The following is a 21,048-nucleotide window of genomic DNA, read 5'->3' as shown; positions in this document are numbered from 1 at the left end:
ACGCCGTCTCACGCTTGCGTGAGGCGGCGTTTCTGTTCCTCGATATCGAAATCGGCCGGTGGCCACTGTAAGGACAGCCCCGCCAGTTTCTCGTCGAGAAGCGCGGTGACAGCGAGTCTGCTGTACCACTTGCGATCGCACGGGATGACATACCAGGGCGCGTACTCGGTGCTCGTTTTCTCCAACACCGCCTGATACGCCTCTTGGTAGGCGGGCCAGAAGCCGCGCTCGTCGATGTCGTTGGGATTGAACTTCCAGTACTTGTCGGGCCGGTCCAGCCGCTCGGCGAGGCGCTGTTTCTGCTCGTCGAGCGACACCACCAGCGCCACCTTGAGGATGGTGGTCCCGGCATCGGTCAGCTCTTTTTCGGCTCTATTGCCATGAATGTGGGTCGGGTGGGGTGTGCTATGTCTCGCGTGGCGGAGTGGTCTGGGCGCACGGGTAGCTCATAGGTTCGAAAGCTCCTACACCTCGTACCAAGGAGCTTGCCCGTGCGCGCGACCACTTTACTCAACCGTGTCCTCGACCTGCCGAAGACCACGGTCCGCGACGTCGAGTGCGGCGACAAGGTGACGGTGTGGGTGCGCCCGCAACAGCGGGTGATGTCCTGTCCGCATTGCGATTTCCGTACCCGGCACCGCTACGACACACGGATGGTGGATTCGGCGTGGCGGCACCTGGACCTCAGTGGGCGGGTATGTGTGCTCAAACTGCGGCGACGTCGGTTGCGCTGCCCCGAGCACGGTGTCCTGGCCGAGTCAGTGCCGTTCGCGCGGCCGGGATCGGGGTTCACCCGCGACTTCGAGGACCTTGCGGTCTGGCTGGCCGCCAAGTGTGACAAGAAGACGGTGTCGACGTTCTGCCGCGTCACGTGGCGCACCGTCGGGGCGATGTGTTCGCGCGTCGTGGCCGAGAAACTGGACCCCGACCGGCTGGCCGGGCTGGTCGACATCGGCGGGTAGGGCCGCGGTGAAGAACGCGTCGAGAGTGGCTGCCTTCTTGCCCGGCGCACCCCACACGATTGTGCCGGTGTCGTGGTCGGACACCAAAGTCAAATACTTGTGGTGCTTGCGCCAGGAGATCTCATCGACGCCGATGTCGACCAGCCCGGCCAGCCGGTCGGGGTCCAGTTTCTCGGCCACGACGCGCGAACACATCGCCCCGACGGTGCGCCACGTGACGCGGCAGAACGTCGACACCGTCTTCTTGTCACACTTGGCGGCCAGCCAGACCGCAAGGTCCTCGAAGTCGCGGGTGAACCCCGATCCCGGCCGCGCGAACGGCACTGACTCGGCCAGGACACCGTGCTCGGGGCAGCGCAACCGACGTCGCCGCAGTTTGAGCACACATACCCGCCCACTGAGGTCCAGGTGCCGCCACGCCGAATCCACCATCCGTGTGTCGTAGCGGTGCCGGATCCCGCAGTTCGTCAAGGTCGGCCGAACCATCAACAAACACCTCGATGGCATCCAAGCCGCGGTGGAGCGCGGACTGGCCAACGGCCGCCACGAAGGGCTCAACAACAAGGTCCGGTTGATCATCCGCAGGGCCTACGGCTTCCACAACGCCGAGAACGCGCTCGCCATGATCATGCTCGTCTGCGGACCGGTGACCCTCGAACTCCCATACCACACATGAGGTCATCCACATTCATGGCAATAGAGCCTCTTTTTCGAAGGCGTTGATCTCCTCGTAGCGCGTGCTCCAGACTTCCGGCGCCACCAGGTTGTGCACTCGCACCACCAGTACATCCTCATAGTGCGATCGGTCGAAGACGCCCAGCTGCCCGCCGGACGGCAGCGCGTTGCGAATCCGCCACAGGTAGTGGTGCTTGCGCTCCTCCTCGGTGGGGACACCAAAGCTCGCGTGTTCGATTCCCTGTGGATCTACTTGCCCCACAACATGTTTGACGATTCCACCCTTACCTGAGGTGTCCATGCCCTGCAAGACCAGTAGTACCGAACGGTGGTCGCCGCTGCGGCCGTTGGCGTAGAGCATCTCCTGCAGCAGGCCCAAACGCTCGGACAGCTCGGCTTGCAGCGCTTCGCCCTCCTCGCGTGATCCGTCGAATCCTGGGGTGGCTCGGGTATCGACATCGGCGAACTTCAGGCCGTCGCGGTAGCGCAGTGCGGACGTATCGATCCTCTGGGTCATGCCCAGTGACCCTAGCGAGGTCGGGTCAGGCCGAGTGGGTTTGACGCGTTTGTAGCGCGGGGGGAACCGGCGATGGGTGCGGCATTCCGACGAACATCTCGCGTGAGCCGCCCACGCCCACGATGCCGAGCACCGCGTTCCACGAGATCATCGTCAGGTAGTCGATGAGTTCATCGGAACTCATCCGTGGGTGCGACATCCACGAGTGGGTGGCCAGCTGGACACCGCCCACGGTCATGTATGCCCATGGCTCCACCCCGCGGGTGTCCATGGACGCTTCGGACATCTGGCGCCGCAGCGACAGTGCGAGCATGCGAGCGATGATCCGCTCGGAGTCGGCGATGGCCTTGCTGCGGCTGGTAGAGCTGTTGGCCATGACGAACGGATAGATCTCCGGTTCTGCGGCGACCGTCTCAACATAGACCTTGATCGCCGTGCGGGTGAGGTCGTAGCCGTCGAGGCGGGCGGACAGCGCGGCGGCCATCTTGGGGATCAGCGTGGTCTGCGCGAAGCGCGTCATGACAGCGGTAGTGAGGTCGTTCTTGTCGACGAAGTACCGGTAGAGCACGGTCTTGGAGACGCCGATATCGGAGGCGATCTCATCCATGCTGATATCGCGTCCTCGATGCCTGATGGCATCGAGGGTGCCGTCGACGAGTTCGGTTCGTCGTTCGACCTTGTGCTTATGCCAGCGGCGCTTGCGACCATCAGTCTTGATAGCCGCAGGCTGCGTTTTACTTGCCACGGTTATCGCCACATTCCCTTAGTTATCTGTAACCGATACTACTGGACGGGGCCCGTGGGGATGCGTATTGCGTGCGATGACGGATGATGGAGACGTGGCAGGCAAGCACAGCGATCAGCCGGGCACGCGTAAAGCCTCGGGTGGCGTCTTCGCGATGGGTAATTCGGCCGTCGACGAGCAGCGCCGGAAGCAACTTCGCCGCATGAAAGCTGTGGCCACGGGGTTCCTGGTCGGAGCCACCGTGCTGTTTCTGGCATGCCGTTGGTGGCAGTCGGCCGGCGCGCCGGGCTGGGTGGGTTATGTCGGAGCAGCCGCCGAGGCGGGCATGGTCGGCGCGCTTGCAGACTGGTTTGCTGTTACCGCGCTCTTCCGACACCCGCTTGGGCTAAAGATTCCGCACACCGCGATCATCAAGCGCAAGAAGGATCAGCTGGGCGAGGGCCTGGGGAACTTCGTCCGGGAGAACTTCATGTCTCCCGCCGTCATCACCGCCAAAGTGCGGGATGCGCAGATCGCGGGCCGGCTGGGTAAGTGGATGAGCGATCGGTCGCATGCCGAGCGGGTCGCGGCCGAGGCCTCCACGGTGCTGCGGGTCGGCGCCCAGATGATGCGCGACGAGGACGTGCAACAGGCCATAGACAGCGTGATTGTGCGCAGGATTGCCGAGCCTAAATGGGGGCCACCGGTGGGCCGGGTGCTCTCTACCGTTCTGAAGGAGGACCGGCATGCGCCGGTGATCCAGCTGCTGTGCGACCGGGCCTTCGAGTGGGCGCTGGGTGCCAGCGACACCATCGACCGCGTGGTGGTGCGCGACTCGCCCAGCTGGACACCCAAGTTCGTCGACCATTTCGTAGGTGATCGCATCTACCGCGAGTTGGTGGACTTCACCGATAAGGTGCGTCGCAACCCCGATCACGACCTGCGGCAATCCGTGAACAGGCTGCTCTACGAGTTCGCCGATGATCTGCAGCATGACGATTTGACCATCGCCAAGGCCGAGGCCGTCAAGGCACGGTTGATGGCGCGTGAGGAAGTTCAGAACGCGGCTGCCACGGCCTGGTCGGCCGCCAAGAAGATGATCACCGAGTCGGTGGACGACCCCTCGAGCGAGCTGCGCACGCGGATCGCCGATACCGTGGTGCGGATCGGCGAGACGCTGCGCGATGACGCCGCCGTCCGGGACAAAGTGGACGGTTGGGTGGAGCGCGCGGCGCGCCACCTCGTCGATCAGTACGGAGCCGAGATCACCGCGGTCATCACCGAGACGATCGAGCGCTGGGACGCCGACGAGGCTAGTCGCCGGATCGAGTTGCATGTTGGCCGTGACCTGCAGTTCATCCGTATCAACGGCACCGTGGTGGGTTCGCTGGCCGGTTTGGTGATCTACTCGGTGGCCCAGCTCCTCTTCTAATTAGGCCCTGACCCGCGTATTCCCGCGCGGAAGTGACGTGCGACACATTGCTAACAGCAGTGCTTGCAATAGCTAGCACTGCAGCTTACGGTGGTTCGTATGTCGCAGGAATCAGACCTCGCCACCGCTGTGAGCAACGCCGCTTCCGATATTGGAGGCTTCATCCGCGCGCAGCGTGAGGCCGCGCAGGTCTCCGTGCGTCAGCTGGCCGAGAAGGCCGGCGTGAGCAACCCGTACCTCAGTCAGATCGAACGCGGACTGCGCCGTCCGTCGGCCGAGGTGCTCAATCAAATCGCAAAGGCGCTAAGGGTTTCGGCGGAGGTGTTATACGTGCGTGCCGGCATTTTGGATCGTAGTGATGCCAGCCCGGTACGGGACGCCATCATTGCCGATACCTTCATCACCGAGCGGCAGAAGCAGGTGTTGTTGGACGTCTACAGCTCATTCGTCCAGCAAAATGCCGAAGCCCAGTCGGATGAGGCCGAATCCGACCCTGAATCTCCTGGCGACAACTGAATAACTTTCCCATCCCCGAAAGGAATCTGGCATGACCAAGAAGAACACCTCGTTCGACGACCTCAAGACCCCGTTCTACGTGGCCGTCGGCGCCGGTGACCTGGCGCTGGCCGCTGTCGCCGATGTCGTCGTGAAGCTGCGCGAGCGCGCCGAAGAGGCCGCTTCCGAGGCTGGTGCCCGGGTGGACGAGACCCGCGACCGCCTGCGCGAGCTGTCGGCCGAGCTGCCCACCGACGTCAACGAGCTGCGCGATCGGTTCACCCCGGAGGAACTACGCAAGGTGGCCGAGGCTTACCTTCAGGTGGCCACCGACATCTACAACAATCTTGCCGAGCGCGGTGAAGAGGCCATTGAGCGTCTGCGCAGCACCCCCGGTATTGAAGAGAACGTGACGCGCGCCGAGGGCCTGGTCGGCAATTACGCCGAGCTGACCGAGCAGGCGCTGGGCACTGTCGCAAGCCAGACTCGCGCCGTCGGTGAGCGCGCCGCCAAGCTGGTCGGTATCGACCTGTCGAGCAAGGCGGCTCCGGCCAAGGCCGCTCCGGCGAAGAAGGCTCCGGCGAAGAAGGCCGCTCCCGCCAAGAAGGCCGCTGCCCCGGCCAAGGCTGCTGCCAAGAAGGCCGCTCCCGCCAAGAAGGCTCCGGCGAAGAAGGCCACGCCCCGGACCATCACTCAGAAGTAGACAGTTCAGCTTCAACGGCCACCCGATCAGCCACGTAGGCTGATCGGGTGGCTTTTTCCTTTCAAATCTTCGCGCTGATCTCGCTGATCACTTTGATTGCGGCGATCGTTGCGCTGGTTCATGCCGCGATTCAGCCGGCAGATGCGTTTGTGGCGGCGGAGAAACAGACCAAGACCACGTGGATAGTGATCCTCGCCGGGGCGGCCGTACTCACCCTTATCCCGGGGCTGGAGCTGTTGACCGCCGGAATCGCCGCGGTGGCGGCCGGGGTGTACTTCGTCGATGTCCGTCCGCGCGTGCTCGAGGTGCAGGGCAAGTCGCGGTAGTGCGACGCGTTGCGGCGCTGGCGGTACTGATGACCGTACTGCTGCTAGTGGTGAACACGGTGCCCGCGGCGGCGGACGGGCCCGTTCTCATCGATCATGTGTCTTGGGGTACAACATCTTTGGGTCGGACCTTGCGCATCTATCCAACGCCGCTCGGGCGCACCTATGACGCGCCCGACGGGCCGGACGTCGCATGGGCACAAGTGATCGCGCTGGCCCCGGACGCCCAGACGCCGGGTATGCGGATGCAGTTCGACTGCCATTGGTACGGGCGGGTTTTCATTCCGAACAAGCCCAGCTGGAACCTGGAACCGTGGCGACCTCAGGTGGACGAGGGGCTCATGGCGGCCGCACGGTGCAACCCGGGTGGGCCCGAGGTCTAGGGGTGGATCTGCCCGGCTTCGGGCGGCAAATCCTCGCCGGGGTGCGTCCGGCGATAACGCATTTGAGGGAGCAGGCAAATTGTGTTGTGATGCGAATCAATTCTTCGGGATAATGACAAGCGTGTAATTCTCCCGAGACCGTGGGTTTATCTGCGTGTTATTAGTGGAAGTAAGAAATCACTAAAGCCTCAGACAGCTCAACGGCAACTTTTCTTACCATTCTCCGCTTGCGTAACGCACACCTCGTGAGTAACGATTACAACAGTGATCACAATCTGATCACGACCGGCGTGGCAGGTGGTTCCTTGCGCACCACACGATCTCGCCGGGGGATAGAGGATCGGGGTGCAGTGACATGAAGGTCGTCATGGACCGGGCACGATGGGTGCGCGATAGGCGCGCGGTGTGTCTGATCTTCACCGTGCTGTGCATGATGTCGCTGTCCATGACTGCGAGCATCGCGTCGGCCGACTCCATGAATTGGGACGCGGTCGCCGAATGCGAGTCCGGCGGAAACTGGTCGGCAAATACCGGAAACGGCTTCTACGGCGGCCTGCAATTCAAGCCGTCCACCTGGGCTGCCCACGGTGGAACGGGAAATCCCGCTGAAGCTAGCCGCGAACAACAGATTGCGGTCGCCGAAGATGTGCTCAGAACCCAAGGCCCCGGTGCGTGGCCCAAATGTGGCGGCGGTGGTGGCGCAGGGGCCGGATGCCAGTTCGTTCCCGGCGGCAGCATCTTCGGAATCGTCAACTTCCGTCAGATGTGTAGCGGAGTCCTCGGCCTGATCCCGCCGGCGGGCTAGCCGGGCGGAAACAAGGCGTTCGCCTCTCGATACGGGATGGCATGCGTGGCGAACCCGAATGTGCCGCACTGCGCCAGTTCCCGCGCGCCGGCAACGAGTGCTCCCAGGGCAGTGCGCGCCATCGCGGAACCGAGGCTGATGCGTCGCACACCCCACTGCGCGATCTCCTCGACAGAATGATTCAGCACGAACCCGGCGGCGAGCAGATTGACGGGGCGATCGACGGCGGCACAGACCGTGCGCACAGCCTCCGCGTCGGGCAGGCCCGGGGCGTACACGACGTCGGCACCGGCTTCCGCGTACGCGTTGAGCCGGGTGATGGTGTCCCGCAGGTCGGCTCTGCCGTAGAGATAGTTCTCGGCACGTGCCGTCACCGTGAACGGGAACGGCAGATCACGCGCGGCGTGCACCGCGGCGGTGATGCGCTCAACTGCCTCGGCCAGCGAGAAGATCGGCGCCCCGGGTAGCCCGGTGGCATCTTCGATCGAACCGCCGACAAGCCCCGACGCGGCCGCCTCCCGGATGGTCATGGCGATGTCCGCGACGGCGGGACCGCCGTTCTCCAGATCGGCCGACACCGGTAGGTGGGTGGCTGCCGCGATCTGCGCGGCGTTGGCCAGCGTCTCGGTCCGGCTGACCAGATTGGCACCGTCCTGTCGCCCCAGTGCGAAGGCCAGACCGGCGCTGGTAGTGGCCAGTGCCGGGAAGCCGTAGGCGGTGAGAATCCGGGCGGTTCCAGCATCCCACGGGTTGGGGACCACAAACGTCCCGGACTGATGAAGAGTCGCGAACGCGACCGCGCGCTCATGCTGGGAGGTCATGTGTGCGACGCTAGCCCCATGACGGAGCCCAGTACGGATTCGGTAGGCACACCGGCGGTTTGGCCCACACGCGCAGAGGTCGCCGCACGCATCGACCACACGCTGCTCAAGCCCGAAGCGACAGCACAGGACGTACAGGCACTCGTCGCCGAAGCAGTGGATCTCGGGGTGCTCGCGGTCTGCGTATCGCCGTCGATGCTGCCCGTGCGGCTACCGCCCTCCGCAGACGGACTCGTCATCGCGGCGGTGGTGGGATTTCCCTCGGGCAAGCATCTTTCGTCCATCAAAGCGCATGAGGCCGCCCTGGCGGTTTCGGCGGGTGCGGCGGAAATCGACATGGTGATCGATGTGGGCGCCGCAGTAGCGGGCGATTTCGCGGCGGTGCAGGCAGATATCGAAGCCGTTCGGAGCGCGGCCCCCGGGGCGATCCTCAAGGTCATCATCGAGTCGGCGGCACTCATGGAGCATTCCGGTGCCGGCGCGGTCCGTGCGGCGTGCCGTGCCAGCGAGGCCGCCGGAGCCGATTTCGTCAAGACCTCCACCGGATTTCACCCCGCGGGGGGAGCGACGGTGGAGGCGGTGCGGATCATGGCCGAGACCGTCGGGAACCGCCTCGAGGTCAAGGCGAGCGGCGGAATCCGGACCGCCCAGGATGCCGCCGCCATGCTCGGCGCCGGCGCGACCCGGCTGGGTCTATCGAGCAGCAGGACCGTCCTGGACGGCTTCTCCAACTAGAACGAGAGGTTCTGCAGGAACGGATTCTCGACCGGCTTCTCCAACTAGAACGAGAGGTTCTGTAGGCAGGGGTTCTCGACCGGCTTCATCGGCTGATTGGTGCTCGACAGTTTTACCGTGATGCCGTCGTTGGTGACCTTCACCTCTTGGGCCTTGAGTCCCATCGGGTACTGGCCGCCGACGAGGCCCTTGGAGAAGGTGTCTAGTGCCGGCTGGATGATCTCGCGCGGCAGGCCGATGAACGCGGACACGTTCTCGGACTGCAGTGTCACCATGCCGTCCTTGATGACGGGCTTGGTGGTGATCTGTGCCAGGCCTCCGGCCGCGCTCAGCGTCACCTCGCCGGTGGATTCGTTGGTGGTGGCGTCACCGACCAACGAGCCGAGCATCCCTGGCACCAGGGCGCGGGCGCTCTCGGTGATGCCGGCGGTCGGCCAGCTCACCTCGACGTCGAGCTGGCCGATCGTGCCCAGTGAGTCGGATGTCTTGTTCAGCGACACGTCGCGCACGGTGATGGCGACGGTCATCTTCTTGGCCTGCGCGATCTGGTTGCCGGCGGTCTTGATCGTGAGTTTGTCGATGTGATTGCCCAGGTACTGCAAGACCAGTGGCATCGGGCCGAAGGAGGCGGTCGCGCCATCCTGCACCAGGCATGAGGTGGCAGCGTTGACCTCGCTGCTGGTCCGCTGGCGGGCATACAGCTCGATGCCGAGTACGGCAGCCAAGGCCACCGCGACGACGATGACCGCGATGAGCACCAGCGACTTGTAGTCGCGGCCCTTTGCCGGCGAGACGGGTTCCGGCGCCACGGCGGGCTCGCCGGGTGGCGGTGGTTCCACCGGGGGCGGTGTCACCGGGGTCTGCAAGGTTGGCGCCTGCTCCTGCGCGGGCGGCGGTACCTGCTGTGCGGGCGGCTGCCAGGGGGAAGGCTCGGGAGGTGTCGATCCGAGTGGGCCGGGCGGCGGCTGAGGCGGTGTCGTCACCCGCGCGATTGTGCCCTACTCGGCTGAGGACGGGTTAAGGACCGGCAAGATCTTGCGGGTGTCAGCCACCGCCTCGAGATTCAGATCCGCCACGATGAGCTCGGGTTCGGGACCGGCCTGAGCGATGAGCTCGCCGGTCGGTGAGGCCAGCAGGCTGCCGCCGATTCCGGTGGGTGAACCGTGGGCCGGTGCCTCCAGCGTGGGTAAGGCCTGGTCGGCCGCCGCCACAAAGCATGTCGAATCCGCCGCCCGCGCCCGCGCCAGCAGGGTCCATTGATCCCATTTCCCGGTCCCCGCAGCCCACGACGCGCTGACCGTGATCACCTGTGCGCCGCGCTGCGCCAGCTCGGTGTACAGGGCCGGAAAACGGATGTCATAGCACGTGGTCAGTCCGACACTCACCCCATCGACGGTGATGAGTACCGGTTCGGACCCGGGGGCGACGGTCGCCGATTCGCGGAAGCCGAACGCGTCATACAGGTGGATCTTGTTGTAGTGCGTATCCACGCCGGGGCCGGTGGCCAGCAGCGTGTTGTGCACCCGGCCGTCGACGGCGGGCGTGAACATACCGACAACGACGGTCAGGTTCGCTTCCTGGGCGATCGCGCGGACCTCGTCGGCCCAGCGGCCGTTGACCGGCTGAGCTACCGGACCCAGCGGCACCCCGAACCGGCACATGGTGGCTTCGGGGAAGACGACCAGGGTGGCCCCCTGTGCGGCGGCATCGCGCACCGTGGCTGCCACGGTGGTCAGGTTCTCGGTGGGATCGGCACCGCTGGTGATCTGCGCCAACACAATCCGCATAGGGTCAGCCTAGCGCGATGAGCCAGTCACCGGCGCCACCGCCGACCATGGTGTCGTCAAGATGCAGTCGCGTACTTGGCGGCGTTGCTGTTCAACGGGAAATCCGTTGTCGCGTAGTGATTTCAACATCATGCGCCAGCGCACCCGGGGGCCAAATACTCCGTGCGGGGCGGCGGCAGCCCAGTGCCGGTCGGCGGCGGTGAGCAGATCGTGGATGGGCTGGCCCGGAACATTGTGGTGGATAAGGGCTTTCGGCAGCCGCTCGGCCAAATCGGATGGTCTTTCGATGTCGAAGGGATCGCAGGCCAGGGTGAGGGTCAACGGGCCGGTCGCGTCGAGGAGCAGCCATGCGCACCGGCGCCCGATTTCATCGCAGGTGCCCTCGATGATGAGTCCGCCGGGGGCCAGCTGGGCCGTCATGGTGGCCCAGGATTGCGCTACGTCTGATTCCGGGTACTGACGCAACACATTGAATGCGCGCACCAGAACGGGTGTCAGACCGGCCAACTCGAATCCGCCGAGTCCGAAGTGCACTCCGTCGCGCGCGGGCACCACGCGCTGCGGGTCGATCTCCAGCCCGACCACCCGGAGATCGGAGCGCACCGACCGTAGCCGTGCGGCCAGCTCCAGGGTGGTGTTGGGCATGGCGCCGTACCCCAGGTCGACTACCAGGGGATCGGGGGCGCCGGCCAACGCCGCCCGCACACCGGGGTGGTGAACGAGCCAGCGGTCGCTGCGGCGCAGCCGGTTGATCCCGGTGGTGCCGCGGGTGATCGTGCCGTGCGGGCGGGCAGAAGAAGCCACGGAGTCCATGGTGCCTGGAAGCGTGCTGCCTGCGGTAATCGGGATTTCTTGGGATCGGTAGCGGAGCTGCCCGCCTTCACTTGAGTCATCACGGAGCCATCGGGGCAACGGACGACGAAGGGACGAATGATGAATCGAATAATCGTGGGTGCCATGGGACTTCTTGCCGCCGGCGCGGTGGTGGTTGGCTGCTCGACCGACAAGCCAAGCGGAGGTTCGCAGGTCAGCTCCGGCAGCAATGCCGAGGTGAAGGTGGACGGCAAAGACTTGGCCGGTCTGGACCTGAAGTCGGTGACCTGCGTGAAGCAAGGCGGCAACATCAACGTGGCCAGCGCCGCCATCAACGGCCAGCAGGGCCTGGGTGTGGTCATGACCGATGAGGCAACCCCCAAGGTGACGTCGCTGGGGTTGGTGTACGACGGCGCCGCGCTGGCAGTCAGCGAGGGGATGGGTGCGAAGGTGGGATCCGCCGACGTCAAGGTCGACGGAAAGACCTACACCATCACCGGGGAGGCTTCGGGTGCCGATATGAAGAACCCGATGGCCGGGATGATCACCAAGCCTTTCACCATCAAGGTGAGCTGCGGCTGACATCTCGACAGGCGGCGGGCGTGCAGGGTGCGCCCGCCGCTTTTTACTATTCGGGGGTGACGATCATCGCCGATCTGGAGCGCGCCCGTCACTTGGCGCTGGCGGCCCAGGAGGAGGCCGCCAAAGAGATCCTGCTGTCGTCGCTGGCGCAGGCCGAGAAGGCCGATCGGGACGATCTCGCGTGTGAGGTGCTGGCGCAACTCGCCGAGATCTATCTGGTGCGCACGGCGTACGACGGCGTGGTGGAGGGAGTGCGGCGCATCCGTGAGTGTCTGGATGCCTATGCGGCAATCCGCGCGGGGCGGCGGCCCGATCTTGCCGACCGGGTCACCCTGTCGGAGGGCGAAGTCGATCACCTGATCTGCCGGTACGGTCGGCGCGCGGCGTTCCTGGCCGCCGGGCTGGCCGCGGCGAACGGTGATCACACCGGTGCCGCCGCGCATCTGCGGACACTCGTTGAGATTGCCGGGGACTTCGAGGATCTGGTGGCCGAGCACCGCCGCCTCATCTGTTACGCCAAGATTCTGATCGCCCGGGGTTTGTGCGACGACGATATGTACGCCGACTCGGTGCCGGTGTGGGCCGACCTGCTGGACCGGCTTGAGGAGTACGCGCGCCAGGGCGACCTCGAAGCCGATTATCTGTTTGTCAACGGCGCCCTGGCCTATGGTCGATTCTGCGTCGATACCGGCAGGCTGGAGGAGGCCCAGCCGTGGTTGCGGCGTGCCGAGGCACGTGCCGGGGCCCGGGACTGGCGGCTGGCCTGTGCGCGGGCGCAATTGGAACGTGCCGCCGCCCGATGGACGGACGGCGATATCGCCGATACCCAGACACTGGTCCACCGGGCGTATCCGGCGATCGCCGAGCATGTCCGGGCGCACGATGTGTCCCGTAGCTGGCTGTACTTCGGGCTCATCCGATTCCGGATGGGCGCACTCGACGAGGCAGACGAATGTTGGGGTCACGCCGAGCGGCACTGGCGAGAGATCGAAAAGCCGCTGCACATTCATCGAATTCTATTGCAGCGCAGTTGGATCGCGATCATGCGCGGTGATTTCGCGACCGCGACCGAGCAGGTGGCGCAGGCGCGCGAGCTGCTGGACTCCTACCCGCGGCACAGCTGGCTGCAATACGCGCGCCTGGACGATCAGCTGGGCAATATCTGGCGTGCCGACGCGCTGGCCGACCTGGGATTGGACCTGGGTACCGGCAGGGTGGCCGTCGACTCCGACAGTCCGGGATACCGGGGGGCCATGGCGAAGCTTCGACAGGCCGCGGACCTCAAGGTACCGGCGGCACTGGCGGTCGACGCCGTGCGCTACGCCATTCCGGAGGCGGGCGCGCGGATGCGCTGGGCCCGGTGCGTTTCGGCGCCGTTGTTGGCGGGGGCCTTCGCGGTGGCGAAGGATTGGGGGAACGCCGCACTGCTCAGTGAATTGATCGAATACCACAGTGCCCGAGGTGCGTTCACCACCGAATTGGGGGACGACCGGCAGGGCTCGGCGGTCGGTGCATGGTCGTCGATCGCCACCGCGGCGGTGCCCGTGGAGGGTGACCTGGCGCTGGTGGCGGCAGCGCCCCCGGTGCAGGCGGACGGTGGGCTTACCCGCCTCGGACCGCTGCCGCCGTTGCGGATGGATCCGGTCGGGGAGCAGATCATGAGCGGTTATCGAGAGTTGGCACGGCAGCGATACGGCCGTGAGGTGACCGCTGTCGACGACGAATGGTCGACGTGGCCATGACCGATACCTTGGTGCTGCGATTCGCCGACGTCGGCATTGCCACCTACGCCAGCCTGCGCGTGGTGGGGATGCCGTCGCGAACGGTCACGTGGGCCATCGAACAGCAGCCGCTGGAAACGGCCTGCGAAGCACTCGATTCCGCGTTACCGGAGCCGGTGGGATCCGAGACATCGCTGATGGCCATCGAACGTGCGTTGACCACAGGCGCGTTCGCGAGCCCGGAAGCGGAAGGGGAACTCGCCCGGACGCTGGGATCGGAACTGATCGCCGCCGAGGGCTGGAAGCTGTTGTCCGAGTGCGTGTCATCGCCGCGTGCCGTGCTGTTCGTGACTCCCAGCCCCAAACTGGCCCGCGTGCCGTGGGGGCAGCTGGCCGTGCCAGGGCTGGACGGTTCGCGGCTGATGGAGCTGGTTGACGTCCTGATGGCGGTGCCGCCGAACATCGTGCATGCTCCGCGCCGTCCGGTGAGATGGCGCGATCGTCAGGGCGGTCCCGCCGTGCTGCTGCTGGACCCGCGGATTCCCGGGCAGCGGCCGGATTCGGCATTGGGTTCGGTGCTGGGGCGCCCGTCCGTGCTGGGCGCGCTCACCTGCCATTTCGGCGAGCTGGTGGCCGACCATCCGGTGCTGCCCGCCGTGGAGGCGCCGGTAGAACTGTTTCGCAGAAGCGACCTAGACCGCGGGTGGCTTGCCGCGGCCTGCGCGCAGGATCCCTCCCGGCTGTTCTATGTCGGGCATGCCAGCGCGGCGGAGGGCGCCGTCGGTCACGCCGAGCGGGCCGCCCTGCATCTGGCGGAGAACCGCCCGTTGACCGCGGCCGACATGATGGCCGCACAGTTTCCGATTCCGCCGCGCGTGGCGTTATTGGCATGCTCGTCCGGAGGCGACTACCGCTTCGACGAAGCGACGGGGCTGGCTGCCGCGATGATCCTGGGCGGTGCTGAGCTGGTGACCGCGACGCTGTGGTCGCTGCCGACCACCGCGGCATACGACCAATTCGGCGCGCACACATCCGATCCGATGGCAGATACGGTCGCCGAGATTGACCGTGCGCATCGAGGCGAGGACGCGGGGCGTGCGGTGAACCGCTGGCAGCGCGCGAGGTTGCGGAGTTGGCGCGACGGTGATCGTGCGGTCAGCCCGCTGCATTGGGCAGCCGTCGTGAGTTTTGCCGTCGATGGCGTCCGCTAGCTCAGCCGCCGCGTACCCGGACCGCGATGATGCTGTGGTCCCCGGGCCGGTAGTAAGCATCGATGATGCTGCCCGGTGCCATTTTTGGCAGCGCGGACGCCGGTATCACCGCGGTTTCGCGCGCGGGGAACTGGCCACCGTCTGGCCTGCTGACCATGAGGTCCAGGTACACCTCGCGGCCCGCGCCGGTGGCACTCACGCCGGTGACTATGCCGTGGGATCGGGTGCCGCGCTCGATGATGGCGCGCTGCGCCGCGGTCAACAGTCGTTTGCGGATCAGCAGCTGATCGAATTCGGCGGCGAATTCCTCGACGGTGACGAGGCGCTCATCGGCCTCCTCATCCGGACGGGCGGAGGTAATCCGGCGGCCGGAGAACATAGTGGCGCATCCACCGAAGGCTTTCGCGATCGTGGGAAACAGTCCTGTGGTCATGGCGTAAGCGTCGCCCCTGCCGACTGCTACCGAACCCAACTTCTGTACGGCCGGCGGCGATTACCCTTGTCACGGTGAGTATCGGGTCGGCAACCTCCGAGGACACCGTCACGGTGCAATCGGCGCTGCCGCGGCGCGCCGTGATCGACAAGGCCTGGCGTGCCATCGGATCGGGTGTCGAGGTGCTCAGCACCGATGACGGCGGGCCGCTGCGCCGGACCGTGAAACGGATCATCGACCCGCTGGTGCTGCGGCTCCGCAGCAATACCGCATTCTCGGCTCCGGTGCTGGCTCCCGGGGTGGCCGCCGCCATGCACACGCTGATCGTGGAGCACGGTCCGCAGTTGCGTGCCGCGGCCGACTGGTTTGTGATGCTCAAGGCCGAGCGGCGCAGTCAGCGCATCACCACGGGCAACGCCCAAGAGCTCTATTTCCCGGTGTGTTTCGAGCTGGCCGTCACCAAGGGCGTGCCAACTGGCGGAGATCGGCAGACCGCGGCCGAGGTGCTGCACGACTTGCACCGAGGGCGGGACCGCACGGCGATCGAGGTGCTCAACCGGCATGTCGAGGACCCGGATGTACTGGTCCGACTGGCCAAACTGCGGGATCGAAGCTGGCGTGATGTGCGGCCCGACGGCACCATCAGCGGGCCCTTTTTCACCGGCTTGGTCACCGTGCTGGGTGCCGCCGGCAACCATCGGGAAGTTACTGCGCGCCAACGCGTTTGGACGGCAATGATTGCCGATGCGACGCCGTACAACCTGGGCGCGAGCGCCCATGGCGCGACCGCCGCGACGCCCTGGTCAATAGTCGATATCGGATTGAGTTCGGTTGAACCGCAACGGCCTCCGGTGATCGATGGTGACACCGAAGGGGACCGGCCCATGGATCGCAGCGTGGTGGATCGGGTGCGGGCCACGCTGCGGCGCGCACTGGATCGTGACGAGTTGCCGGACGTTCCGATGCTGTGCGCCGAGGAAGTGGATAGGGCCTGCGCGCCATGGGGTCTGATGAGCGAGGACAAGCAGGCCGCGCTGGTGGCCGGGGTCGAGGTAGCGACGGACCTACGACCGCTGGGTGATTCGGTACCCACACGTTACGAACTGTCCGCGCGGGTACAGGCTCGGCTGGTGAAAGAGGCCTACGTCATGCACGCCCGGCGCTATCTCGCGGCGGGGGAAGCCATCCACCCCCGGCAGCGCCAGGTCGTCGACGATCTGGCGGCGTTCGCGCGGCCGTATCTGAGCCGGTTGTGGGCCCGGTTGCACGGCCGTGATGTCTGGCAAGAATCCTGCGGCGACGTCGACGAGGTGCGGTCGCTGCTGGAGGGCGCGGCTCGTTCGGTGAGTCTGGATCATCGGCAGCGCATCAAGGCCATGTTGGAATTGCAGGTCGCCGGATGAGGCTTGTCAACAAATCAGGTTTGTGGACAACGGGAGTCGACCCGGCGCCGATTCCGGCGGTGGCAGTACTCGAGGTGAGCGGCGCGGTGTTGTCGTGGCCGGTTGACGATCCGGCGTGGCCTCCGGTGGTGAGCTTCACCGATGCGGACAGGGCCGACTGGATGTGGCGAGTGTTTGGCGAGACGGGGCATGTCGCTGTCGTCGAAGCATTGCGCGATGCTGATTCCGTAGACGTCATCGAGCTGCCGTCGGTGGCCGTGTTGCCCGGCTCCACGGACTGCCTGCGGCGGTTGGCGCTGGGCCATTGGCTCAGGCGATGGTGGCCGGCCAGCGCGCGCGACGGCATCAGCGCGCTGGACCGGGCGGTGCTGGACGCCGAGGTGGCGGTGTTGACCGCGGCGGCCCAGGACTATTTCACCGACGACACCCTTGACGCCGACGTGAGCGGGCTGTTGGCACGCCATGGTGGGGCGCTGCTCTCTCATCGCGACGCGCGAGTGGGTGCGCTGGCGACACGGTGCCAAGACCTGGCCGACGAGCTGGGGCTCGAGTGGGATACGCGCGACGTCGGCACCGCGCGGCGCGAGGATTACGCGCTGGCCGCGGGCGGTGGCAACGAATCCGGGCCGGCTGACACGTTCGCCGATGGCGAGGTGACCATCCCGTGGTCCGCTGTGCCGCCCGGGATCTTCGATGCTGCCGAAGACAACCTGGGCTGGGCGGTGTTCTGTGCCGGCTCGATCGTCAGCGTGCGGTTGCGCGCGGCCCTATGCGGTCCGGATTCAGCAGTGGGACTTCCGGTCTCGTTGCACTGCGGTACGTTTCACGCGACTGGTGTGCTCGATGCCGAGGGCCGAGGGATATTTCCGGTATTCGACGCTGGTGGGCAGCCCGCCGATGAGGCGAAGGCCTGGGATACCGACTGGTCTGCGACGAAGGTCAGCGTGGGCGCCGACCGGGCGGACGAGTCCAGGGAGCTGCGCGATCGGATGCGGGCATTCGCGCGAACCCGGCTCGGCAGCCCCGCCGATGACGCATTCCTTGCCGAGTTGTTGGCCGCCGAATCGGACTACTGACGTCCCTTTTCCGCGCGAGATCTCCACGCGAGCATGGAGGTCAGTGGTGCTTGGAAACCCAGTCGGAGATGAAACCTTCTTCCACCCGGAACAGATCGTTGAGGTGATACAGGATCAGATCTTCGAGCTTGCCTCCGAGAAAGGGGATGTACACCTTGCAGGTGCTGGAGAGCCTCAGCTGAGAACCTTGATCGGTGTCGGACAGCTTGCAGATTCCGGTAAAGGAACCCGGCCCGGCCGGCACTGAGGCGCCGTAGCTGCCTATCGCCGATCCTTTGCTCTGGTCGAACGGGGCGAAATGCTGCACCCGGGTGATGATCATGTCGGCGAGCATCACCTTCTGTGCGATCGGCGGCAGATACACGCGAGGTAGGTGCTGTTTGAGGACCACGTCGATGCCGCCGTCGGTGACCGCGAAGGTGTGAATCTCGGAAACCGGCGTGAGCCATCCGTACGCCGACATCAGGGTCTCCCAGTAGTCCCGGCTCGCGAAGTCCTGGTAGATCTTCTCGGCCGGAGCCGGGAAGTTCACCGTGAACATCGAACGTCTGGACATCGACCCAGGCTAGCCGTGGTTCGTGATCCACTCGGAGGTAAATCGCTGCTCGGCCGAGAGCAGGTCCATCAGCTTTCCGCCGACGAAGCCCTCGATTTTCCCACCTACCAGGGGAATCTTGACTTCGACGCTGACCGTCAGGTCCAGCCGGGCGCCCTTGGCGCCCGCATGTAGCCGGGAGGTGCCGGACAGGGTGACGGGTGCGCCCGGTATCGAGCCCAGCACAGTGCCCTCGGATGCGTCCCCGGAGATGGCGCTCCACTTCTCGGTACGGACAATCCGCAGATCACCCCGGTGAAACTGCGACACGATGCCCGGTAGTCGATCACTGCGCAGCACCTGGGTGGTCACGATCTCCAGGGCTCCGCCGTCGGATTTCAGGGAATCGAGCGTGGCCGTGTCGGCCCCCGAGCCCGCCAGCCGTTCCTCCCAGTAGGTCTCATCGGCGAAGGCCGCGTGGACTTGCTCGACACTCGCCGAATACTCCACTGACAGGTCAAATGAGCGCGCCATGGGTGGCAAGGCTACCGTTAGCGCCCGTGAGCTTGGATGAGCCGCTTGCGCGAAGCCCGAAAAGGTTGGCATCAACAACGCGCGCGAAGATCGAGGATCTGGGCGCTGTGGTGAGCGATGATGCTCCGCTGGCCCCGCTGACGACGCTGCGACTGGGGCCGGTGGCCGCCACGCTCATTCGGTGCGAGAGCCCCTCGCAGGTGACGGGTGCACTGGCCGCGCTCGAGGGTCATCCGTTCTTACTTCTCGCGGGTGGCTCCAACATGGTGTTGGCCGATGACCTGCCGGACCTGACGGTGGTGCACATCGCCTCGGCCGGTGTCACGGTGGATGGGCCACTGCTGCGGGCGGATGCGGGCACCAACTGGGACGAGTTGGTCGCGGTGTCGCTGCAGGCAGGTCTTGGTGGGCTGGAATGCCTTTCAGGGATTCCGGGCACCGCGGGTGCCACCCCGGTGCAGAACGTGGGAGCGTACGGCGTCGAGGTCGCCTCCCTGCTGCGGCGAGTCCGGGTGCTCGACCGTGCGAGCGGTCAGGTGCGCTGGTACGAGCCCGCCGAATTGGGATTCGGTTACCGCACCAGCATTCTCAAGGGCTCGGATGCCCGCGTGGTGCTGGAGGTCGAGTTCGGACTGTCCACGGACGGGCTCAGTTCGCCCATCCGTTATCCGGAGCTGGCCAAGGAGCTCGGTGTGGCGCAAGGAGAGCGCACGGAGGCGCTGGCTGTGCGGGAGGCGGTGCTTGCGCTACGCCGGCGCAAGGGCATGGTGCTCGACGCCGATGATCACGATTCCTGGAGCGTGGGTTCTTTTTTCACTAATCCTGTTGTCGCCGAAGATGATTTGGGTGGTGTGCAGGGACGTGTGCGCGATCACCTCGGTCCCGATGCCGCGCTGCCGCAGTATCCGGCCCCGGACGGGGTGAAACTGTCGGCGGGCTGGCTGGTGGAACGGGCGGGCTTCGTCAAGGGGTACCCGGGGGAGCGGTCGGCGGTGCGAGTATCCACGAAACATGCACTGGCACTGACTCATCGCGGCGGAGGTAGTACCGCAGAGCTACTGGCGCTGGCCCGCACCGTCCGCGACGGGGTCCTGCAGACATTCGGAGTCCGGTTGGTTCCCGAGCCGGTGCTGGTGGGCTGTTCGCTGTAAGACGGCCCAGTAAGTAAGTGCGCCAAGGCTGATCACGGCTCCGAGTAGGCATACTCCGATCCACCCATACATCGAGTACACCCATGTGGACACGGCGGCGCCGACGGCACTGCCGATGGAGTAGAAGATCATGTAGGCGGCGGTGAGGCGTCCGTGCAGCTCGGAGTCCAGCCGATAGATGAGGCTCTGGTTGGCCACATGCACCGACTGCAGGCCGAAGTCGATGATCACCACCGCGACCGCGAGCCCGAGCAGTGTCCAACGCAGAGTCGCCGCCAAGGTCCATGCTGCCAGCATCAAGGTCAGCCCGGCGCCGGTCACCCGATTGGCCCAGCCTCTGTCGCACCACGAGCCTGCTTTGAAGGCGCCCAGCGCTCCTGCCGCTCCGGCCAGGCCGAACAGCCCGACTTGCGTGTGCGACAAGCGATATGGCGTGGAGGTCAGCGGCAGCACCATGGGCGTCAGTAGGACGGTGATGGCAGCGAAAACAAGCATCGCGATGATGGCCCGCGAGCGCAGAACGGGCTCGTCGTGCACCAGCCGCAGCGTGGAGAGCAGCAGCCGGCCATAGGGCACCTTTGTGAGCGTGCGCGCGGATCGCGGCAGGGCGTACAACAGGATTCCGGCGGTCACGACGGCGGCGATGGCCGCCACCACATAGACCGATCGCCAGCCGAGGAGATCGGATAAAGCTCCAGATACTGTGCGCGCCAAGAGAATGCCGCTGATGATTCCACCGGTGACCACGCCGACGGCCCACCCTTGTCGCTCGGGCTCGGCATGTACTGCGGTGTAGGTGACCATCACCTGGGTCACTACGGCGAGTGCGCCCAGCGCGGTGATGCTCACCAGGAATGTCCACGCGTTGGGGGACCATGCCGTGGCCAGCAGCGATACCGCCAGCAGCGCGGTCTGGCCGACGATGAGCCGTCGTTGATCGACGATATCGCCCAGGGGCACGATCAGGAGCAGCCCGATCGCATAGCCGATCTGGGTGAGCGTGAGGACAACGCCTACCTGTGCTGTGGGCATGGAGAATTGCGCGCCAATGGTGTCCAACAGCGGCTGTGAGAAGTAGATGGTTGCCACCGCGAGTCCGCAGGCAAACGAGAACAACACAATGACGGGTCTGTTCAGCACGAGCACCCCTGGGTAGAGTTGGTTTCACTTCGCAACCGTTTGAGCATCGCACGAACGGTTTCATATTGCAACCAAAGGAGTGGG

24 protein-coding genes and 3 pseudogenes are annotated in these 21,048 nt (G+C 65.6%); 15 read left to right on the top strand and 12 right to left on the bottom strand.

Annotation, left to right across the window (positions count from 1 at the left end):
• Window positions 1-8: 8 nt before the first annotated feature.
• Window positions 9-377 (bottom strand): annotated as a pseudogene (locus ABG82_RS23280) (polyphosphate kinase 2 family protein); the annotation flags it as partial.
• Between the two features lie 225 nt (window positions 378-602).
• On the opposite strand from ABG82_RS23280, the pseudogene ABG82_RS29350 reads away from it, so the two are divergent.
• Window positions 603-848 (top strand): annotated as a pseudogene (locus ABG82_RS29350) (transposase family protein); the annotation flags it as partial.
• Here ABG82_RS29350 and ABG82_RS29080 read toward each other — a convergent pair.
• A complete protein-coding gene (locus ABG82_RS29080) occupies window positions 759-1,448 on the bottom strand; it encodes a helix-turn-helix domain-containing protein (RefSeq protein ID WP_062826705.1) in 690 nt (229 codons plus the stop codon). The pseudogene ABG82_RS29350 and the gene ABG82_RS29080 sit on opposite strands and share 90 nt — an antisense overlap.
• On the opposite strand from ABG82_RS29080, the gene ABG82_RS27930 reads away from it, so the two are divergent.
• Window positions 1,417-1,638 carry a transposase gene (locus ABG82_RS27930; protein ID WP_081215221.1) on the top strand — a complete coding sequence of 74 codons (222 nt, stop codon included), beginning with the start codon at window positions 1,417-1,419 and terminating at the stop codon, window positions 1,636-1,638. The two genes, ABG82_RS29080 and ABG82_RS27930, sit on opposite strands and share 32 nt — an antisense overlap.
• Window positions 1,639-1,665: 27 nt before the next feature.
• On the opposite strand, the pseudogene ABG82_RS23270 reads toward ABG82_RS27930, so the two are convergent.
• Together ABG82_RS23270 and ABG82_RS23265 are read right to left on the bottom strand one after the other, a co-directional pair.
• Window positions 1,666-2,154, bottom strand: a pseudogene (locus tag ABG82_RS23270) (polyphosphate kinase 2 family protein); the annotation flags it as partial.
• Between the two features lie 25 nt (window positions 2,155-2,179).
• Window positions 2,180-2,899 (bottom strand): TetR/AcrR family transcriptional regulator, encoded by a 720-nt coding sequence (locus ABG82_RS23265; protein WP_043076885.1) that lies wholly within the window; start codon window positions 2,897-2,899, stop codon window positions 2,180-2,182.
• A gap of 76 nt (window positions 2,900-2,975) precedes the next feature.
• Here ABG82_RS23265 and ABG82_RS23260 point away from each other — a divergent pair, with 76 nt between their 5' ends.
• The 6 genes from ABG82_RS23260 (at window position 2,976) to ABG82_RS23235 (ending at window position 7,022) form a co-directional block, all read left to right on the top strand.
• A complete protein-coding gene (locus tag ABG82_RS23260; RefSeq protein WP_043076886.1) occupies window positions 2,976-4,310 on the top strand; it encodes a DUF445 domain-containing protein in 1,335 nt (444 codons plus the stop codon).
• 99 nt (window positions 4,311-4,409) lie between these two features.
• Window positions 4,410-4,826, top strand: coding sequence for a helix-turn-helix domain-containing protein (locus tag ABG82_RS23255; RefSeq protein WP_043076887.1), 417 nt, complete (start codon window positions 4,410-4,412; stop codon window positions 4,824-4,826).
• A gap of 31 nt (window positions 4,827-4,857) precedes the next feature.
• The gene (locus ABG82_RS23250; RefSeq protein WP_043076888.1) at window positions 4,858-5,508 is read left to right on the top strand and encodes a hypothetical protein; all 651 of its coding nucleotides are present in this window, start codon (window positions 4,858-4,860) and stop codon (window positions 5,506-5,508) included.
• 47 nt (window positions 5,509-5,555) lie between these two features.
• Window positions 5,556-5,834, top strand: a complete 279-nt coding sequence (locus ABG82_RS23245) for a DUF2516 family protein (protein WP_043076889.1) — start codon at window positions 5,556-5,558, stop codon at window positions 5,832-5,834.
• A gap of 17 nt (window positions 5,835-5,851) precedes the next feature.
• Window positions 5,852-6,217 carry a DUF2599 domain-containing protein gene (locus ABG82_RS23240; protein WP_174544381.1) on the top strand — a complete coding sequence of 122 codons (366 nt, stop codon included), beginning with the start codon at window positions 5,852-5,854 and terminating at the stop codon, window positions 6,215-6,217.
• Window positions 6,218-6,572: 355 nt separating this feature from the next.
• Window positions 6,573-7,022, top strand: a complete 450-nt coding sequence (locus ABG82_RS23235) for a transglycosylase family protein (protein WP_043076890.1) — start codon at window positions 6,573-6,575, stop codon at window positions 7,020-7,022.
• Here the strand turns inward: ABG82_RS23235 and ABG82_RS23230 are convergent.
• Window positions 7,019-7,843 carry an isocitrate lyase/PEP mutase family protein gene (locus tag ABG82_RS23230; RefSeq protein ID WP_043076891.1) on the bottom strand — a complete coding sequence of 275 codons (825 nt, stop codon included), beginning with the start codon at window positions 7,841-7,843 and terminating at the stop codon, window positions 7,019-7,021. The two genes, ABG82_RS23235 and ABG82_RS23230, sit on opposite strands and share 4 nt — an antisense overlap.
• Window positions 7,844-7,861: 18 nt before the next feature.
• On the opposite strand from ABG82_RS23230, the gene deoC reads away from it, so the two are divergent.
• The gene (gene deoC / locus ABG82_RS23225; RefSeq protein WP_043076892.1) at window positions 7,862-8,578 is read left to right on the top strand and encodes a deoxyribose-phosphate aldolase; all 717 of its coding nucleotides are present in this window, start codon (window positions 7,862-7,864) and stop codon (window positions 8,576-8,578) included.
• A 44-nt stretch (window positions 8,579-8,622) separates the two neighbouring features.
• Here deoC and ABG82_RS23220 read toward each other — a convergent pair whose 3' ends face one another.
• The 3 genes from ABG82_RS23220 to ABG82_RS23210 are packed head-to-tail and all read right to left on the bottom strand — an operon-like array spanning window position 8,623 to window position 11,178.
• Entirely contained in the window at window positions 8,623-9,561 is a 939-nt protein-coding gene (locus ABG82_RS23220; RefSeq protein WP_043076893.1) for an LmeA family phospholipid-binding protein, read from the bottom strand.
• Between the two features lie 15 nt (window positions 9,562-9,576).
• The gene (locus ABG82_RS23215) at window positions 9,577-10,365 is read right to left on the bottom strand and encodes a carbon-nitrogen hydrolase family protein (protein WP_043076894.1); all 789 of its coding nucleotides are present in this window, start codon (window positions 10,363-10,365) and stop codon (window positions 9,577-9,579) included.
• A 9-nt stretch (window positions 10,366-10,374) separates the two neighbouring features.
• Entirely contained in the window at window positions 10,375-11,178 is an 804-nt protein-coding gene (locus tag ABG82_RS23210) for a hypothetical protein (protein WP_043076895.1), read from the bottom strand.
• Window positions 11,179-11,298: 120 nt separating this feature from the next.
• Here ABG82_RS23210 and ABG82_RS23205 point away from each other — a divergent pair, with 120 nt between their 5' ends.
• The 3 genes from ABG82_RS23205 to ABG82_RS23195 are packed head-to-tail and all read left to right on the top strand — an operon-like array spanning window position 11,299 to window position 14,692.
• Complete coding sequence (locus ABG82_RS23205; protein WP_043077080.1) at window positions 11,299-11,760, top strand: lipoprotein LpqH; 462 nt, start codon at window positions 11,299-11,301, stop codon at window positions 11,758-11,760.
• Window positions 11,761-11,816: 56 nt separating this feature from the next.
• A complete protein-coding gene (locus ABG82_RS23200) occupies window positions 11,817-13,502 on the top strand; it encodes a hypothetical protein (RefSeq protein WP_043077081.1) in 1,686 nt (561 codons plus the stop codon).
• A complete protein-coding gene (locus ABG82_RS23195; RefSeq protein ID WP_078343832.1) occupies window positions 13,499-14,692 on the top strand; it encodes a CHAT domain-containing protein in 1,194 nt (397 codons plus the stop codon). Before ABG82_RS23200 ends, ABG82_RS23195 begins: the two co-directional genes overlap by 4 nt.
• A gap of 1 nt (window position 14,693) precedes the next feature.
• Here the strand turns inward: ABG82_RS23195 and ABG82_RS23190 are convergent, their stop codons facing one another.
• Window positions 14,694-15,125, bottom strand: a complete 432-nt coding sequence (locus ABG82_RS23190; RefSeq protein ID WP_043076897.1) for a hypothetical protein — start codon at window positions 15,123-15,125, stop codon at window positions 14,694-14,696.
• Window positions 15,126-15,199: 74 nt separating this feature from the next.
• Here ABG82_RS23190 and ABG82_RS23185 point away from each other — a divergent pair, with 74 nt between their 5' ends.
• Window positions 15,200-16,528, top strand: coding sequence for a hypothetical protein (locus ABG82_RS23185; protein ID WP_043076898.1), 1,329 nt, complete (start codon window positions 15,200-15,202; stop codon window positions 16,526-16,528).
• Window positions 16,525-17,604, top strand: coding sequence for a hypothetical protein (locus ABG82_RS23180; RefSeq protein ID WP_043076899.1), 1,080 nt, complete (start codon window positions 16,525-16,527; stop codon window positions 17,602-17,604). The genes ABG82_RS23185 and ABG82_RS23180 overlap by 4 nt, the downstream gene beginning before the upstream one ends.
• 40 nt (window positions 17,605-17,644) lie before the next feature.
• Here the strand turns inward: ABG82_RS23180 and ABG82_RS23175 are convergent, their stop codons facing one another.
• Together ABG82_RS23175 and ABG82_RS23170 are read right to left on the bottom strand one after the other, a co-directional pair.
• A complete protein-coding gene (locus ABG82_RS23175) occupies window positions 17,645-18,160 on the bottom strand; it encodes a DUF2505 domain-containing protein (RefSeq protein ID WP_043076900.1) in 516 nt (171 codons plus the stop codon).
• Window positions 18,161-18,169: 9 nt separating this feature from the next.
• The gene (locus ABG82_RS23170) at window positions 18,170-18,673 is read right to left on the bottom strand and encodes a DUF2505 domain-containing protein (RefSeq protein WP_043076901.1); all 504 of its coding nucleotides are present in this window, start codon (window positions 18,671-18,673) and stop codon (window positions 18,170-18,172) included.
• A gap of 65 nt (window positions 18,674-18,738) precedes the next feature.
• On the opposite strand from ABG82_RS23170, the gene ABG82_RS23165 reads away from it, so the two are divergent.
• Window positions 18,739-19,824, top strand: coding sequence for a UDP-N-acetylmuramate dehydrogenase (locus tag ABG82_RS23165; protein ID WP_043076902.1), 1,086 nt, complete (start codon window positions 18,739-18,741; stop codon window positions 19,822-19,824).
• Here the strand turns inward: ABG82_RS23165 and ABG82_RS23160 are convergent.
• Entirely contained in the window at window positions 19,729-20,964 is a 1,236-nt protein-coding gene (locus ABG82_RS23160) for an MFS transporter (protein WP_043077082.1), read from the bottom strand. The two genes, ABG82_RS23165 and ABG82_RS23160, sit on opposite strands and share 96 nt — an antisense overlap.
• Window positions 20,965-21,048: the final 84 nt, after the last annotated feature.

It is taken from the genome of Mycobacteroides immunogenum (genome assembly GCF_001605725.1).
Classification (GTDB): domain Bacteria; phylum Actinomycetota; class Actinomycetes; order Mycobacteriales; family Mycobacteriaceae; genus Mycobacterium; species Mycobacterium immunogenum.
This window is presented reverse-complemented; position numbering and strand designations above follow the sequence as displayed.